13 protein-coding genes are annotated in these 15,809 nt (G+C 61.6%); 1 reads left to right on the forward strand and 12 read right to left on the reverse strand.

The genetic code is table 11. From position 1 onward, the window contains the following. Nucleotides 1-18: 18 nt before the first annotated feature. The 9 genes from dctM to rfbB all read right to left on the reverse strand — a co-directional run bounded on the left by dctM (nucleotide 19) and on the right by rfbB (nucleotide 10,232). The gene (gene dctM, locus NA619_RS07870; RefSeq protein ID WP_255961227.1) at nucleotides 19-1,299 is read right to left on the reverse strand and encodes a C4-dicarboxylate TRAP transporter large permease protein DctM; all 1,281 of its coding nucleotides are present in this window, start codon (nucleotides 1,297-1,299) and stop codon (nucleotides 19-21) included. Further along, entirely contained in the window at nucleotides 1,299-1,925 is a 627-nt protein-coding gene (locus NA619_RS07875) for a TRAP transporter small permease (RefSeq protein ID WP_255961228.1), read from the reverse strand. Before NA619_RS07875 ends, dctM begins: the two co-directional genes overlap by 1 nt. A 235-nt stretch (nucleotides 1,926-2,160) precedes the next feature. Continuing rightward, nucleotides 2,161-3,153, reverse strand: coding sequence for a C4-dicarboxylate TRAP substrate-binding protein DctP (gene dctP, locus NA619_RS07880; protein ID WP_255961229.1), 993 nt, complete (start codon nucleotides 3,151-3,153; stop codon nucleotides 2,161-2,163). Nucleotides 3,154-3,538: 385 nt separating this feature from the next. Beyond that, nucleotides 3,539-4,930, reverse strand: a complete 1,392-nt coding sequence (locus NA619_RS07885; RefSeq protein ID WP_255961230.1) for a sigma-54-dependent transcriptional regulator — start codon at nucleotides 4,928-4,930, stop codon at nucleotides 3,539-3,541. A gap of 1 nt (nucleotide 4,931) precedes the next feature. Next, nucleotides 4,932-6,731, reverse strand: coding sequence for a sensor histidine kinase (locus NA619_RS07890; protein ID WP_255961231.1), 1,800 nt, complete (start codon nucleotides 6,729-6,731; stop codon nucleotides 4,932-4,934). 126 nt (nucleotides 6,732-6,857) lie between these two features. Continuing rightward, entirely contained in the window at nucleotides 6,858-7,751 is an 894-nt protein-coding gene (gene rfbD / locus NA619_RS07895) for a dTDP-4-dehydrorhamnose reductase (protein ID WP_255961232.1), read from the reverse strand. Beyond that, nucleotides 7,748-8,293: a dTDP-4-dehydrorhamnose 3,5-epimerase gene (gene rfbC / locus NA619_RS07900; RefSeq protein ID WP_255961233.1), complete on the reverse strand. Its 546-nt coding sequence runs from the start codon at nucleotides 8,291-8,293 to the stop codon at nucleotides 7,748-7,750. Before rfbC ends, rfbD begins: the two co-directional genes overlap by 4 nt. Then, on the reverse strand, nucleotides 8,290-9,162 hold the full coding sequence (rfbA, locus tag NA619_RS07905) for a glucose-1-phosphate thymidylyltransferase RfbA (RefSeq protein ID WP_255961234.1): 873 nt from the start codon (nucleotides 9,160-9,162) through the stop codon (nucleotides 8,290-8,292). The genes rfbC and rfbA overlap by 4 nt, the downstream gene beginning before the upstream one ends. Next, nucleotides 9,159-10,232, reverse strand: coding sequence for a dTDP-glucose 4,6-dehydratase (rfbB, locus tag NA619_RS07910; RefSeq protein ID WP_255961235.1), 1,074 nt, complete (start codon nucleotides 10,230-10,232; stop codon nucleotides 9,159-9,161). The genes rfbA and rfbB overlap by 4 nt, the downstream gene beginning before the upstream one ends. 263 nt (nucleotides 10,233-10,495) lie before the next feature. On the opposite strand from rfbB, the gene NA619_RS07915 reads away from it, so the two are divergent. After that, nucleotides 10,496-10,738 (forward strand): hypothetical protein, encoded by a 243-nt coding sequence (locus tag NA619_RS07915; protein ID WP_255961236.1) that lies wholly within the window; start codon nucleotides 10,496-10,498, stop codon nucleotides 10,736-10,738. Nucleotides 10,739-10,765: 27 nt separating this feature from the next. Here NA619_RS07915 and NA619_RS07920 read toward each other — a convergent pair whose 3' ends face one another. Genes NA619_RS07920 through NA619_RS07930 form a run of 3 tightly spaced genes read right to left on the reverse strand, consistent with a single transcriptional unit; the run spans nucleotide 10,766 to nucleotide 15,706 of the window. Then, nucleotides 10,766-11,893 (reverse strand): ABC transporter permease, encoded by a 1,128-nt coding sequence (locus NA619_RS07920; protein ID WP_255961237.1) that lies wholly within the window; start codon nucleotides 11,891-11,893, stop codon nucleotides 10,766-10,768. A gap of 1 nt (nucleotide 11,894) precedes the next feature. Then, on the reverse strand, nucleotides 11,895-14,633 hold the full coding sequence (gene rbbA / locus NA619_RS07925) for a ribosome-associated ATPase/putative transporter RbbA (RefSeq protein WP_255961238.1): 2,739 nt from the start codon (nucleotides 14,631-14,633) through the stop codon (nucleotides 11,895-11,897). After that, nucleotides 14,630-15,706, reverse strand: coding sequence for an HlyD family secretion protein (locus NA619_RS07930; RefSeq protein ID WP_255961239.1), 1,077 nt, complete (start codon nucleotides 15,704-15,706; stop codon nucleotides 14,630-14,632). The genes rbbA and NA619_RS07930 overlap by 4 nt, the downstream gene beginning before the upstream one ends. Nucleotides 15,707-15,809: the final 103 nt, after the last annotated feature.

Below are 15,809 nucleotides of genomic sequence, written 5' to 3' on the forward strand. Positions count from 1 at the left end.
AACGAGTACTCGGTGTGGTTACATGCCCAGCAGGTTGGGCAGGCCGAGGGAAATCATCGGCACGTAGGTGATGAGTACCAGGAACGCCAGCATCAACGCCAACCACGGCAGCACCGCGCGGATCACCTCGGTGACCGGCATCTTGGTCACGGCCGAGGCGACGAACAGGTTCAGACCCACCGGCGGTGTGATCAGACCGATCTCCATGTTCACCACCATGATGATGCCCAGGTGGATCGGGTCGATGCCCAGCTGCACGGCAATCGGGAACAGGATCGGCGCCAGGATCAGGATGATGGCCGACGGCTCCATGAAGGCACCGGCTACCAACAGCACGATGTTGACCACTAGCAGGAACATCCAGGGCTGCAGCCCGGCTTCGAGCACCATCGCGGTGATCTGCTGCGGGATTTGTTCAGTGGTCAGCACGTGGGCGAAGAGCATGGCATTGGCAATGATGAACATCAGCATGATGGTCAGCTTGCCCGACTCCAGAAGCACCTTCGGGCAGTCGCGAATCGTGATGTCCTTGTAGACGAACAGCGCGATGAATGCCGAATACACCGCCGCCACGGCAGCCGCTTCGGTGGGTGTGAACATGCCCGAGTAAATACCGCCGAGGATGATGAACATCAACAGCAGGCCCCACAGCGCCTTGCGTGCGGAAGACAGCCATTCGCGGAAGGTCGCACGCGGCATTGCTGGCAGATTCTTCTTCACCGCGACGATATAGATCGCCACCATCAAGCCAAGGCCCAGCATCAGACCCGGAACCACACCGGCCATGAACAGCTTGCCGACCGAGGTCTCGGTCGCCGCGGCATAGACCACCATCACGATCGACGGCGGAATCAGGATACCCAGGGTGCCGGCGTTACAGACGATGCCTGCGCCGAAAGCCTGTGGGTAGCCGGAGCGGACCATGCCAGCGATGGCAATGGAGCCTACAGCCGCCACGGTAGCCGGCGACGAACCGGACAGGGCAGCGAACAGCATGCACGCCATCACCGCACCGATCGCCAGGCCGCCACGGATGTGGCCGACGGTGGCGTTGGCGAAGTCGATCAGTCGCTTGGCAACGCCACCGGTGGTCATGAAGGCGCCAGCCAGCAGGAAGAATGGAATCGCCAGCAGAGTGTAGTGTTCTGACGTCTCGAACAGCTTGATCGCCAGCGAGCGCACCGAGTCAGGGCTGAAGAAGAAGATCGTCAGGGAGCCGGCAAGGCCTAGTGATATGGCCACCGGCACACCGATGAACATCAGCGCAAACAGGGCAAGGAAGAGGAACAGGATAGTCATTACTTCGGCTCCTCATCACCGAGCCTGGCAGCTTCGGCGGCTTCGTCAGCCAGCCCTAGCCCGGTCTGTTCGTTGCGCAGGATGCGCACGAAAATCTCTGCAAAACGAATGAACACCATGGCAAAGCCGATCGGCACGATCATGCCGATGTGCCATTGCTTCACGCCGAAGTGACCAAGGTCTTCGGCGCCGATATTGGCGTTGAGCAGTGCTTGGATCCATTCGAAGCTGGCCACAGACAGGAGCGCCGAATAGCCGAGGCAAAATAGGCAGGCGATGATGCCGATCATGCGCTGCACGTGGCGTGGCGCCAGCTTGACCAGCGCGTCGACGCCGATATGGCCGGCTGTGCGTACGCCGTAGGCGAGGCCGGAGAAGATCAGCCAGGCAAACAGCGCTTTGGTCAGTGCGGTGCTCCACGTCATCGACTGAGCCATGCCGATGACGAAGTCACCAACAGAGAAGAAAAAGTCTTCGGCCGCCGGAAAGCTATCCGCCAGGCTGTAGAAAACGGTGTAGAGGTTATTCAAAACCACATAGACGAAGGTCACGAGCGTCATGGCGGCCAGTAGAAAGGCAATAAAGCCTTCCTCGAAATGGTCCCAGACGCGCCAGAGGGCGTTCATGGATGACATCTCCCGATGGATTGCTAGTTTCGATGGGCGTACGGAGCGTGCGCCATGAACCGGTCTGGTAACCGGATGACAGAGCAGTGAAAAGATTTGTTCTGGACAAGGCGAGAGGTGCTGTATCCAGCTACCGTCCTGATCGCGAGGTCGTCTTGTTTTTCGCTGCGCTGTCGGTACTGTCTTGGCCTGAAAGAGGGGAGCGGGTTACCCGCGCTCCCCCACTGGTCAGTACTTACTGAGCGTTAGACGCTTCAGCAGCCTTGATCAGATCAGCACCGATTTCATTCTCGAACTTCTTCCAGACCGGCTTCATGGCTTCACGCCACTTGGCACGCTCTTCCGGCGTCAGTACCAGGATTTCGGTGGTGCCAGCTGCCAGGATGTCAGCTTTGGCCTTCTGGTTCAGCGCGTCGGCCTGCTTGTTCACCTCGACAGTCACCTCTTCCACGATGTTCTGCAGCTCGCCACGAACGTCGTCAGGCAGGCCGTTCCAGAACTTGGTGTTGGTGATCAGCATGTAGTCGAGCAGACCATGGTCGGACTCGGTGATGTGCTTCTGCACTTCGTGCATCTTCTGCGAGTAGATGTTCGAGTAGGGGTTCTCGGCACCGTTTACAACGCCAGTCTGCAGGCCCTGATAAACCTCGGCGAAGCTCATCTTGCGCGGGTTGGCACGCAGCGCCTTGAACTGCTCGTCCAGCACGGCGGATGCCTGTACGCGGAACTTCAGGCCACGTGCGTCTTTCGGCTCACGCAGCTCCTTGTTGGCGGACAGCTGCTTCATGCCGTTGTGCCAGTAGCCCAGGCCGGTGATGTTTTTGTCTTCCATGGAGCTCAGCAGGATCTGGCCGGCTTCGCTCTGCTGGAAGCGGTCAACGGCCGCAATGTCGTCAAACAGGAACGGCAGGTCGAATACCTGAACGCCCTTGGAGTAGTGCTCGAACTTGGCCAGCGAAGGTGCGATCAGCTGAACGTCGCCCAGCAGCAGCGCTTCCATTTCCTTGCCGTCGCCGAACAGGGAAGAGTTCGGGTAGACCTGAACTTCGACCTTGCCAGCAAGACGCTCTTCCACCAGCTTCTTGAACAGGTTGGCGCCTTGGCCTTTCGGCGTGTTGTCAGCAACCACGTGGGAGAACTTGATAAGGATCGGATCGGCAGCCTGGGCCAGGCCTGCGATACCCAAGGACAAAGCGCAGGCAAGCGCCGTGGCGGTCAGTTTGAACATTGTTGTTTTCCTCTTGTTGTGAATTGAGCCGCTGCGTCTGAACAGCAACTCGGCTGTAGCCAGCAGAACAAGTCTAGGCGTCATCGGAGAAAAGTCGCGACGGCAACCCATTGACCAGTCTTGCCAACTCATGGGGTTAGCGGGAGCAAGTGCCATGCCATGAAGCACGAACCTGTTCCCGTAGCGCGGGAGTTTACCGGTGTAATGGCAGAATGCTGTCGAATATTTCTCAGCCAGCGCGTCTAGCTTGCGGTTTTGCACAAAGCCCATGACGGTGGGCTACGCGCGTCACAGCTAGCCCGAGAAATGTTGCAAAGGTGTGGCTTAAAGCCGCAGCAGTGAAAATGGGGAGCAGAATCTTGTTTTAGTGGCGGGAAACCGCCACCTAATCACTCTCATCCGGCGAGCTTCCGCCAACATCGTTGAATATGAGCCCGTGCTTGCGCAATTTGTCGTGCAGCGTTTTGCGCGGCAAGCCCAGCGCTTCGGCGACGCTGCGCAGCGAACTGTGCGGTCGCGCCAACTCGGCTGCAATAAGCGAGCGTTCATAGGTATCGACCTGTTCGTTCAGACCACTTCCGGCTACGCCCGACAAGCCATCGGACGCGTGCGCGGGGTCATCGAGGCCCAGGTCCAGGCCCAACGCGAAACGCTCAGCAGTGTTCTGAAGCTCCCGGACATTTCCGGGCCAGGCGTGCCGCAATAGTCGCGCACGCTGTTCCGGTCGCAATTCACGGATCGGCAGGGCATGACGGTTCGCGGCGGTTTCGGCGAAGTGCTGGAACAGAAACAACAGGTCTTCGCTGCGTTCGCGGAGCGGTGGGATGCGCAGTGGTGCGACGTTCAAGCGGTAGTAGAGGTCGGCACGGAACCGGCCCTGGTCGGCCGCGTGGCGCAGATCCTCTTTGGTGGCCGCGATGACGCGGATATTCAGCGGGATCGACTGATTGCCGCCCAGGCGCTCGACCACGCGCTCCTGCAGCATGCGCAAGAGCTTGACCTGCACGTCCAGGCTCATGCTTTCGATTTCATCAAGGAACAGGGTGCCGCCATTGGCAAATTCGAACTTGCCGATACGTCGCTTCTGCGCGCCGGTGAAGGCGCCGGCTTCGTGGCCGAACAGTTCGCTTTCCACTACCGATTCGGCCAGCGCGCCAGCGTTGATCGCCACGAATGGGCCCTCACGACGGTTGGACAAATCGTGCAGCGCGCGCGCGACCACTTCCTTGCCCGCGCCGGTTTCGCCAAGGATCAGTACATCGGCCTGAGTTCCGGCGAGCGCACCGATCTGCTCGCGAAGACGCTGCATGGCGGGCGACTGGCCAAGTAATCGCGTCGACAGTTGCTGACGATCAGCCAGGGCCAGGCGCAGGCTGCGGTTGTCCAGCACCAGCTGCCGCAGTGCCAGGGCCCGGCGCACACCGTCAAGCAACTCCTCACTGGGGAAGGGTTTCTCGAGAAAGTCATAGGCGCCGGCCCGCATCGCCTGCACCGCAAGCTGAATGTCGCCGTGACCGGTAATCAGCAGAACCGGCAGGTCGCTGTCGATTGCATGAAGCTGTTGCTGAAGTTCCAGGCCATCCAGCCCGGGCATGCGGATGTCGCTGACCACCACGCCAGGCCAATCCACCGGGAGCATGGCAGCCAGGCCGCGCGCATCTCCAAGGCTCAGCACCTTGAGCCCTGCAAGGTCGAGCGTCTGGCTCAGCGCCTTGCGCAGATGAGGATCGTCATCGACCAGGACTACCTGAAACTGCGGGTCGATCTGGCTGGTCATGCTAGTCCTCGCTCGGGAAAACGGCGCCGGAGTCGGCGGATTTCAGATAAAGGCTGAGCTGGGCACCACCCTCGGGATGGTTGGCTATGGTCAGCTCGCCGTCCAGGGCACGCGTCAGCGTATCGCAAATGGCCAGGCCGAGCCCCAATCCCTGGGCGCTGGTTTTGGTCGTGAAGAACGGTTCGCGGGCTCGCTCCAGCGCTGCTGCGGAGAAACCAGGGCCGTTGTCGCGCAGTGACAGCAGTACACCGTCGCCCTGGCGTTCGGCGCGCAGCCAGATGCGTCTGGTCGGCGCGCGCTCATTGAGTGCGTCGAGCGCATTGGCCAGCAGGTTGGAGAGGATCTGCCGCAACCGCGTTTCGCCGGCCTGCACCCACAGTGTGGCGTCGGGGAGGTCGCGAATCAGTTCCACCCCCATGGCCTGTCGACGTTTGGCCAGCAACGCCAGGGCATCGTCAAGGGCCGGTTGCAGTGCCACCCGCTCGGGCGCATGTCGATCTCGTCGGGCGAAAGCCCGCAGATGGGCGATGATCGAGGCCATACGGGCGGTCAGTTCGCTGATCAGCTTGAGGTTGTCGCGGGCTTCCTCGTTGCGTTGCTGATCGAGCAGGACGCCCGCGTTGTCCGCGTAACTGCGAATCGCACCCAGCGGCTGGTTGAGTTCATGACTGATGCTGGCGGACATGGTGCCCAGAGCGGACAGCTTGCCGGCTTGCAACAGTTCGTCCTGGGCGCGGACCAGTTCCTGCTGGGCTTGCTCGCGTTCCAGAACTTCCTGCTTGAGCCGGCTATTCAGCGCTTCCAGGTCCTGGGTCCGCTCCTGCACGCGGCGCTCCAGTTGCTGCCGCGCCTTGGCATCCAAGGCGATGCGCTCCAGATAATGTCGGCGCCGCTGCATGAGTAACCCCAGCAGCAGCAAAAGGGCCGCAAGCGTGGCCGCGCCGATCGCGACGACGGTCTGTACGGGACGCTCGACGAGATTGATCGGCGCCAGGATGCGCACCGTCCAGCCGGTTTCCTTGAGTTCGCGGCTCTGGATCAGCCAGGAGTTGATGTCCAGCGTCAGGTCCCGCGGTTTGATCGTCGGGTAGGGGCGCTCCTGGGCGATCTGCTCGCGCTCCTCGATATCCAGCGCCCGGCTGGCGCGAAACCGCCATTCAGGTCTTGAGGTAAGGATCACCACACCGAAATTGTCGGTCACCATGAGTTGCTCGGGGGTGTTGCCCCACAACGTCTCGGTATGGTCCAGATCCACCTTGACCACCAGCACGCCGAGCACGGCGTCGCCATCGCGAACGGCAGCGCCGAAGTAATAGCCGCGCTTACCGGAGGTGGTGCCCAGGCCGAAGAATCGGCCCAGATTGCCGGCCATCGCTTCCCGGAAATAAGGGCGGAAGGCGAAATTGCGGCTGACGAAGCTGTCTTCCTCGTTCCAGTTCGAAGCAGCCAGTGTGTTGCCGTCCGGCGCCATCAGATAGATCACGTCGGCGCCTGTTTCCTTGCGCAGCTGATCGAGCAGACGGTTGGCCTGATCCTTGGCGGTTGCGTCATCGGGCTGGCGCAGCGCCGTGCGTAACGTAGGCAGGTCGCCGAGAATGCGTGGCAGCACTTCGTAACGGCGCAGCGAACCAAGCAGGTTGGCCACGTATAGATCGAGCGTCTGTCGATTCTGCTCGACCAGCTCGTTGCTGTAGTAACGCTCGGCCAGCTGTTGCAGCGGCCACAGCAGTGGCGCGAGCAATAGCGTTAGGAGCGCCAGATTACGCCAGCGGGGCCGTCGCGGGGATTCGGAAGGTGTCATGCGGATGCGCCTGTGATTCGGGCGCCATTATGCACGTTCATCGGTGACCACGGCTCGCCGCCGAGGACCGTACGGCGGCTTCAGTGCTGACCTAAAAGGGCGCTATAAGGCGGCACTTTGCATGCGCTAGGCGCTGCGATCCATCCGAACATTGCGCGTGTCGCTCAAACACTGATGCAGAGCGGTTTCCCAGGCCGGCAACTTCACCTGCCACTCACGTTGCAAGCGGCCACAGTCGAGTCGGGAGTTGAGCGGGCGCTGGGCAGCGGTGGGGTAATCGGCGGACAGAATGGGATTCACGCGTGCGCGCAACAAGCCCTGTTGCCGTAGCTGCTCGGCAATGCTGCAGGCGAAGCCGTACCACGAGGTCTCGCCACTGGCCGTCAGATGGTACAGGCCGCTGGGGCCGGCATCGCCGCTGCGCCATTTGCGCACCAGGTCCGCGGTCACGCTCGCCAAGGTGCCGGCCCAGGTCGGTGCGCCTATCTCGTTGTCAACCACTGACAGCGATTCGCGCTCCTGCAGCAGGCGTTGCATGGTCAGCAGGAAGTTGCGGCCGTGCGTGGAGTAGACCCAGCTGGTGCGCAACACCAGATGTTCGCCACCCACCGCCCGGATCGCCTGTTCGCCAGCCAGCTTGCTCTCGCCGTAAACGCTCAAGGGAGCAGGCTGGTCTTCTTCGCGGTAAGGCTCGGATTTGCGGCCGTTGAATACGTAATCGGTGGAGTAGTGAATCAGCGGGACACCTAGCGTCGCCGCCTCTTCCGCGAGCACGCCCGGGCCGGTGGCGTTCACCGCAAAAGCGCGTTCGCGTTCGCCCTGCGCAGCGTCGACGGCCGTGTAAGCAGCCGCATTGATGATCAGATCGGGACGCAGCAGGCGAACCTGCTGGCGAATCTGCGCGGGTTCGGCCAGATCCAGCACCTTGTGTCCCAGTGCGAGCACCTTTCCTTCACCGGCAAGCGCTAGCTGTAGCTCGCGAGACAGTTGCCCCGTGCTGCCGGTGATCAGGATTTTCATGCAAACAGCTCCGCTTCACTGAGGATCTTCCCCGCAGCGTCTTTCTGAGACAGCTGCGGCAGCTCCTCGAACGGCCATTCGATACCGATCTGCGGGTCGTTCCAGAGCAAGGATCGCTCATGCTCGGGCGCGTAGTAGTCGGTCGTCTTGTAGAGAAACTCGGCGCTCTCGCTGAGGACCACGAAGCCGTGCGCAAAGCCTTCCGGGATCCACAGCTGGCGCTGGTTCTGCGCGCTCAGGTGAATGCCAACCCAGCGTCCGAAGGTTGGTGAGCTACGGCGAAGGTCGACAGCAACGTCGAACACTTCACCGGCTACGACCCGCACCAGCTTTCCCTGAGGCTGCTGGATCTGATAGTGCAGGCCACGCAGCACGCCGCGCTGGGATTTGGAGTGGTTGTCCTGCACGAAGCTACGCTTTACCCCCGTCGCGGCCTCGAAGGCCGCGGCGTTGAAGCTCTCGTAAAAAAAGCCGCGCTCATCGCCGAACACCTTCGGCTCGATGATCAGCACGTCAGGAATGTCGGTCGCGATGACTTTCATGCGTCTTCACCGGCCAACTTGAACAGGTACTGGCCGTAGCCAGTCTTGCCCAGGGCATCGGCGCGGCGCAGCAGTTGCTCGCGGTCGATCCACTTGTGCTGATAGGCGATTTCTTCCAGGCAGGCGACTTTCAGGCCCTGACGATGTTCGATGGTCTGCACGTACTGCGAGGCTTCCAGCAGGCTGTCGTGGGTGCCGGTGTCGAGCCAGGCGAAGCCGCGGCCGAAGCGCTCGACATTCAGATCGCCGCGCTTGAGGTAGACGTTGTTCACGTCCGTGATTTCCAGCTCACCGCGAGGCGATGGTTTGATCGACTTGGCAATCTCGACCACATCGTTGTCGTAGAAGTACAGACCGGTCACGGCGTAGCTCGATTTCGGCTTGGCCGGCTTCTCTTCGATCGAAAGGGCCTTGCCGTTCTCATCGAAGTCGATCACGCCGAAGCGCTCCGGATCCTTGACCCAATAGCCGAATACCGTGGCGCCTTTCTTTTGCGCCGAGGCACGCTGCAGCTTTTCAGTGAAATGCTGGCCGTGGAAGATGTTATCGCCGAGGATCAGGCAGACCGGGTCGCTGCCGATGAACTCTTCACCGATCAGAAAGGCTTGCGCCAGGCCATCCGGCGAGGGCTGCTCGGCATAACTGATGTTCACCCCGAACTGGCTGCCGTCACCCAGCAGATTGCGGTACTGGGGCAGATCCTGCGGCGTGGAGATCAACAGGATGTCGCGAATCCCGGCCAGCATCAGCACAGAGATCGGGTAGTAGGCCATCGGCTTGTCGTAGATCGGCAGCAGCTGCTTGGATACGCCAAGGGTGATGGGATGCAGACGGGTGCCGGAGCCTCCGGCGAGGATGATTCCTTTCATGCGTTTTGCTCCAGCGCGCCAAGGCGCTCACGTTGATAGCTGCCGTCCTGAACGCGACGGCACCATTCCAGATTGTTCAGATACCACTGCACGGTCTTGCGCAGGCCGGTCTCGAAGGTTTCCTCCGGGACCCAGCCGAGCTCGCGCTCGATCTTGCTGGCGTCGATGGCGTAGCGCAGGTCGTGGCCCGGGCGGTCCTTGACGAAGGTGACCAGGTCTTCGAAGCGCTCGATGCCGGCAGGCTTCTGCGGAGCCAGCTCTTCGAGCAGCGCGCAGATGCCGCGTACCACGTCGATGTTCTTCTGCTCGTTGTGGCCGCCGATGTTGTAGGTCTCGCCGACTTTGCCTTCGGTCACGACCTTGAACAGCGCGCGTGCGTGGTCCTCGACGAACAGCCAGTCACGCACCTGGGTACCATTGCCGTAGACGGGCAGTGGCTTGCCATCCAGCGCGTTCAGAATCACCAGCGGGATCAGCTTCTCGGGGAAGTGATAGGGGCCGTAGTTGTTCGAGCAATTGGTGATCAGCACCGGCAGGCCATAAGTGCGCTGCCAGGCACGGACCAGGTGATCCGAGGACGCCTTGCTGGCCGAGTACGGCGAGCTGGGCGCGTAGGGTGTGGTCTCGGTGAACAGGTCGTCGACCCCATGCAGGTCGCCATACACTTCATCGGTAGAAATATGATGGAAGCGGAAGGCGTCGCGTCGCTCGGTCGGCAGCGACTGCCAGTACGCACGGGTCGCTTCGAGCAGCTGATAGGTGCCAACGATGTTGGTCTGGATGAATTCGGCCGGCCCGTCGATGGAACGATCGACGTGGGACTCGGCGGCCAGATGCATGATGGCGTCCGGCTGGAATTGCAGCAGCGCCTCGCTGACACGGTCGCGATCGGCGATGTCGGCTTGAAGAAACTGATAGCGGTCGCTGTTTTCCACTTCGGCCAACGACTCGAGATTGCCGGCGTAGGTCAGCTTGTCCAGGTTGAGGACACTGTGCTGGGTATCTTGAATGAGATGGCGGATCAGAGCAGAGCCGATGAATCCGGCTCCGCCGGTTACGAGAATGCGCATGATGATAGGCTTCCTTGGCGCGCTAATTGAGCTGAAGGCTCTTGGCATGTCGGCAGGATAGACCCGCCGGAAATATAAAAATTCCCAAGCCTCACGTGAAGTGATAGGGCAGCAGGAAAGTCTGCGGCAGGTAAGTCAGTTAAAACAATGGTCTGGTGAGACTGCATCAGTTTCACAAGCTGCAAAAACCCTGACGAAGGGCATGTAGCAAAGGTGATGTAATAAAGTAATATCGCGCCGCCATCACCACCGGTAGCAATGGAATGCCTAGCCGAAATACCCAGCTCGCTGAGCTGCTGAGCTTGTCCAATCAGAGCGTTGCTCAACTCACCGAGGCGCTTACGGCGTTCTCCCTCGAACTCATGGCCAGCGACGATCCAGCGGTGCGCATCGCCAGCCGGCGAATGGTGTCGCGCATCGCCGCCATTCGCGCGGCATGTGATCAGCGGCTGGACACACAGGCCGCCTGCCTGGCGCTCGATGCTCCAGGGCAGGATGATTGCTAGTTGGATTGACGCCGCATCGCTCGGCTACTAACGCAGCGACTGCCGCAACCGCGAAAGTGCGCCAAGGAAGAACACCGTACCGATTGCCAGCAGCGCCAGCAGTTGCGGCCAGATGACCGATGCACCGGCGCCGCGGAACAGCACGGCCTGCGCCAGTTCGACAAAGTGCGTGGTGGGCGCCACGAGCATGATGTTCTGCACCAGCGCCGGCATGCTTTCGCGCGGGGTTACACCTCCGGAAAGAATCTGCAGCGGGATCAGCGTCAGTATCACCAGCAGCCCAAGTTGCGGCATCGAGCGCGCTACCGTACCAAAGAAGATCCCCATCGAGGTTGCGGCGAAGAGGTGCAGCGCGGCACCGCCGGCGAACAGCAGCAGCGAACCCTGGATGGGAATGTCCAGCCAGCCCTCGACCACGAAACGCAGGGCGAAGGCTGCTGCCGTCAACACCACCAACCCCATCGCCCAGACCTTGCTGACCATGATTTCGAAGGGCGTGACTGGCATGACCAGCAGGTGCTCGATGGTGCCGTGTTCTCGCTCGCGAATCAGGGCCGCGCCGGTGAGGATGATCGCCAGCATGGTGATCTGGTTGATCACCTCATTCACGGCGCCGAACCAGGCGCGGCTGAGGTTGGGATTGAAAGCCGTGCGCACGACGGCTTCGACGGGCAATGCTTCTGTTGAGCGGTAGCGCTTGAGGAACTCGGCAGTCTCGCTGGCGATGATCTGTTGGATGTGGCCCGCCCCGGTGAACGCCTGGCTGACCTGAGTGGCGTCAACGTTTAGCTGAATGGTCGGCTGACGACCCGCCAGCAGTTCCTCCTGGAATCGCGGTGGGATGTTCAGGGTGAAGGTATAGAGGCCTGCGTCCATTCCGCCGTCCATCTGCTGCAGGTTAATGGCCTTGGGCTCGATGAAGTAGGGCAGCTGGAAGGCGTTGATGATGCGTACAGACGCCTGGGACCGATCCTCGTCGACCACGGCAATGCTCGCACGGTGCGGCGTTTCCGGCACGGCAGTCGCGCCCTGGTAAATGGCCAGGGTGAACGAATAGAGGATCAGCACCAGCATGGCGGGGTCGCGGTAAAGGCTGCGCAGCTCTTTTAATCCGAGCTGTGCGATGTTGCCGAGTTTTCGCCGGACGTTGCCCATCTCATCGCTCCTGCTTGCGCAAGCCAATGACGCTGAGCAGCGTCAGCAGCGGTATGGCCAGCAACATGGGAATGAAATAGGGGTACAGCTCTGCAAGCCCCAGCGCCTTTGAGAACACCCCGCGACTGATGATGAGGAAGTGAGTGGTGGGGTAGAGCTTGCCGATAAAGGCGCCGAAACCTTCCATCGCCGACGTCGGGTGGATCAGCCCGCTGAACTGGATGGCAGGCAAAAGGGTGACGATGGTGGTACCGAAGATAGCCGCAATCTGGCTGTTGAGGATCGACGACATCAGCAGCCCGAGCCCCGTGGCGCAGGCAACGTAAAGCAACGCACCGAGGCAGAGGGTAAGAATGCTGCCCTTGATCGGAATGCCGAAGACGAATACGGCCAGCAGCGCCAGCGTTGCGAAGTTGAACATGCCCAGCGCGATGTAGGGCAACTGCTTGCCGAGCAGGAACTCCAGGCGAGTGGTCGGCGTGACGTAGAAGTTGGTGATCGACCCCAGCTCCTTTTCTCGTACCACGCCAAGTGCGGTCAGCATCGCCGGAATCATCATCAGCAACAGCGGAATCATTGCCGGAGCCATCGCCGGAAGACTCTGCACGTCGGGGTTGTAGCGGTAGCGGATGGCTACATCGGCTGGCGAAAGCTGTCCGCTCACGCCTGATTCACGGGCCAGTTGCTGCAGGTAAGTCAGATGAATGCCCTGCACATAGCCCTTGATGGTGTCGGCGCGCATGGGCATGGCGCCATCGATCCAGAAGGCGATCTGCGGGACCGCGCCGCGTTTGAGGTCGCGGCCGAAATTTGGCGGAATTTCTACCGCCAGGCTGATATCGCCGCTGCGCATGCGCGCGTCGAGTTCAGCGTGGCTGGCGAGTGGCCGTTTCTCTTCGAAATAGCGGGAGCCAGCGATGTTCATCAGGTAGTGCTGGCTGGTGGTGGTCTGATCGCCATCGAGGACGGCGTAGCTGAGATTCTCGACATCGAAGCTGACGCCGTATCCCATGATGAACATCAGGATGACACTGCCGAGCATCGCCAGCGTGGCGCGGATCGGGTCGCGGCGCAGCTCCATGGCCTCGCGGCGCGAATAGCTGAACAGCCGGCGCAGGCTGAAGCGGGCCTGTCGTGTGCTGGCCGCGGGCCGCTCAGGGGCTCGGCCTGGTCCCGGCGTGCCGGTTGAGGGGCCGCTCGCGTTCGCCGCAGCGGCCTCTTCGAGATAGGCAATGAAGGTCGCTTCCAGCGTAGGCAGTCCGCGTTTTTCCATCAGGACTTTTGGGGTGTCGCTGTCGAGTACCCGGCCGGCATGCATCAGCGAAATGCGGTCGCAGCGCAGCGCTTCGTTCATAAAGTGGGTGGAGATGAAGATGGTCACGCCGTCATCTCGTGACAACTGCACCAGCAGTTCCCAGAAGCCATCGCGTGCCACCGGGTCGACGCCCGAAGTGGGTTCATCGAGAATCAGAATCTCCGGGTTGTGAATCACCGCTACTGCCAGCGACAGACGCTGACGTACGCCCAGCGGCAGGTTGCCAGGCAGGCTGTCGGCCTCATCGGTGAGGCTGAAGCGCTCGAGCATCTCTCGCACGCGTGGTTCGCGGCGGTCTGCCGGCAGGTGGAACAGCCGAGCATGCAGGTCGAGGTTTTGCCGCACCGTCAGTTCGCTGTACAGCGAGAACGCTTGGGACATGTAGCCGACGCGCTGGCGGGTCTGCATGTCGTGTGGGTCCACTGGTTTGCCGAACAGCAGCGCCTCGCCCTCGCTGGCGGGCAGCAGGCCGGTGAGCATCTTCATGGTGGTCGTCTTGCCACAACCATTGGAGCCGAGAAAGCCAAAGATTTCGCCACGGGCAATGCGAAAATTGACCTGATCCACCGCAACGAAATCGCCGAAGCGCATGGTCAAGCCATGCGCTTCGATGGCGATGCTGTCGCTTTGCGGCTGCGGTGGGATGATCAGTTCGTGGTGCTGGCTGCGCTTGTCTTCGGGCAGCAGGCGAATGAAAGCCTGTTCCAGCGAGTCGCTGCTGGTACGAGACAGGAGTACTGCCGGGCTGCCGGTGGCCAGCACCTTGCCGGCGTCCATCGCCACCAGGTGATCGAAACGCTGCGCCTCATCCATGTAGGCGGTGGCGACCAGTACGCTCATCTGTGGCCGCTCGGTGCGGATGCGGTCGATCAGCTCCCAGAACTGCGCGCGCGACAACGGATCGACGCCGGTGGTGGGCTCGTCGAGGATCAGCAGATCGGGATCGTGGATCAGGGCGCAGCACAGCCCCAGTTTCTGTTTCATGCCGCCTGAGAGCTTGCCCGCCGGTCGCTCGATAAAGGAGGCCAGTCCGGTACTACGGGTCAGCTCGGCGATACGCCAGTGACGCTCCTCAGCGTCTTGGCCGAAGAGGCGGCCAAAGAACTCGAGATTCTCGAAAACCGTCAACGTCGGGTAGAGATTCTTGCCCAGCCCCTGAGGCATGTAGGCGATGCGCGGGCACACCTTGCGCCGATGGGCGGCGTTACCGATGTCGCCGCCGAGCACCGCTATCGTGCCCCGCTGCAGCTTGCGTGCGCCGGAGATCAGTGCCAGCAGGCTGGATTTGCCCACCCCATCGGGGCCGATCAGCCCGACCATGCACCGAGCGGGCAGGGTCAGCGTCAGCTCGTCGAGCGCGTGCGTCTTGCCGTACTGCAGGCTGACTCCATCAACCTGCACCACCGCCTCTAGCTGCTCGATCATGGCGTGACGTTGATTTGCAGGTGGGCAGGCCACTCGACGTCAGCGTCCAGCTTCAGGTACGCGACGCCCGGCAGGCCGGTCTTGACCTGCTCCATATGGCGCTTGAGCAACTCGGGATCGATCCTGGCCTTGACCCGGAACATCAGCTTCTCGCGCTCGCTTTCGGTTTCCACTGTTTTAGGCGTGAACTGCGCAACGCTGGCGACATAGCTGACCCGCGCCGGAATCACGTACTGCGGCGCGGCGTCGATCACGAGGCGTACCTCGGAGCCAATGGCGACCCGACCTGCCTGGCGCTCCGGCAGAAAGAACGTCATGTACACATCGGCCAGGTCAACCAGGTTGAGCAGCTTGCCGCCGGCCCCGAGCACTTCCCCCGCTTGCGCCACTCGGTATTGCACGCGGGCGACGCGGTCGCTCTTCAACTCGCTGTCGCGGATATCGGCCTGCAGCCGTTCGACGCCAGCCTGAGCGGCCTCGACCGAGGATTGAGCCTCGATCACCTGGGATTTGGCCGCGGCGATTCCGGCATCGGCCGAGATCACTTGAGAGCGCGCCGCGGCCAAGGCGGCCTGAGCGCTTTGCATCGCAGCCAGATCATCGTCGAGTTGCTGGCGTGCCATGGCATTGCGCGCCACCAGGGTTTCGGTGCGCTGATGGCGCTTCTGCGTGGCGGTGAGCTCTGCACGGCGCTGGGTCACCACGGCCTCGGCTGTGGCGCGTTCACTTTCGCGCTGGGCGACCATGGCCTGGGCCGTCAGGATCGCGTTCTCGCCCTGACGGACCTGGGCACGTGCCTGGTTCAGTTGAGCCTGCAGCACTTCGGTGTCCATGCGCGCCAGCACTTGGCCGGGCTGAACGAAATCGCCTTCATCCACGAGGATTTCCAGCACGCGGCCGGGACTTTTGGTCGCAACGTCGATTTCGGTCGCTTCGATACGCCCGTTACCGCTGGCAAAGCCGTCGCCCAGCCCGCTCGGACGCAACTCGTTCCAGAGCAGGACGCCGATGACAGCGATGACGACTACGAACGCAAGGGCCTTGAGCGCGGTTCGGGTGCGTGGCTGACTCATGAATCTGCTCCGGCTGTTGTGAGGTCCAGAGCCATGTTAGGCGCTCTAACACGCACTTTGTGTGTATCTGGATCAATACCGGTGCGATTAGCTGCCGTTCTGT

Origin of the sequence: Stutzerimonas stutzeri (assembly GCF_024448895.1) — a bacterium.
Lineage (GTDB): Bacteria > Pseudomonadota > Gammaproteobacteria > Pseudomonadales > Pseudomonadaceae > Stutzerimonas > Stutzerimonas stutzeri_Q.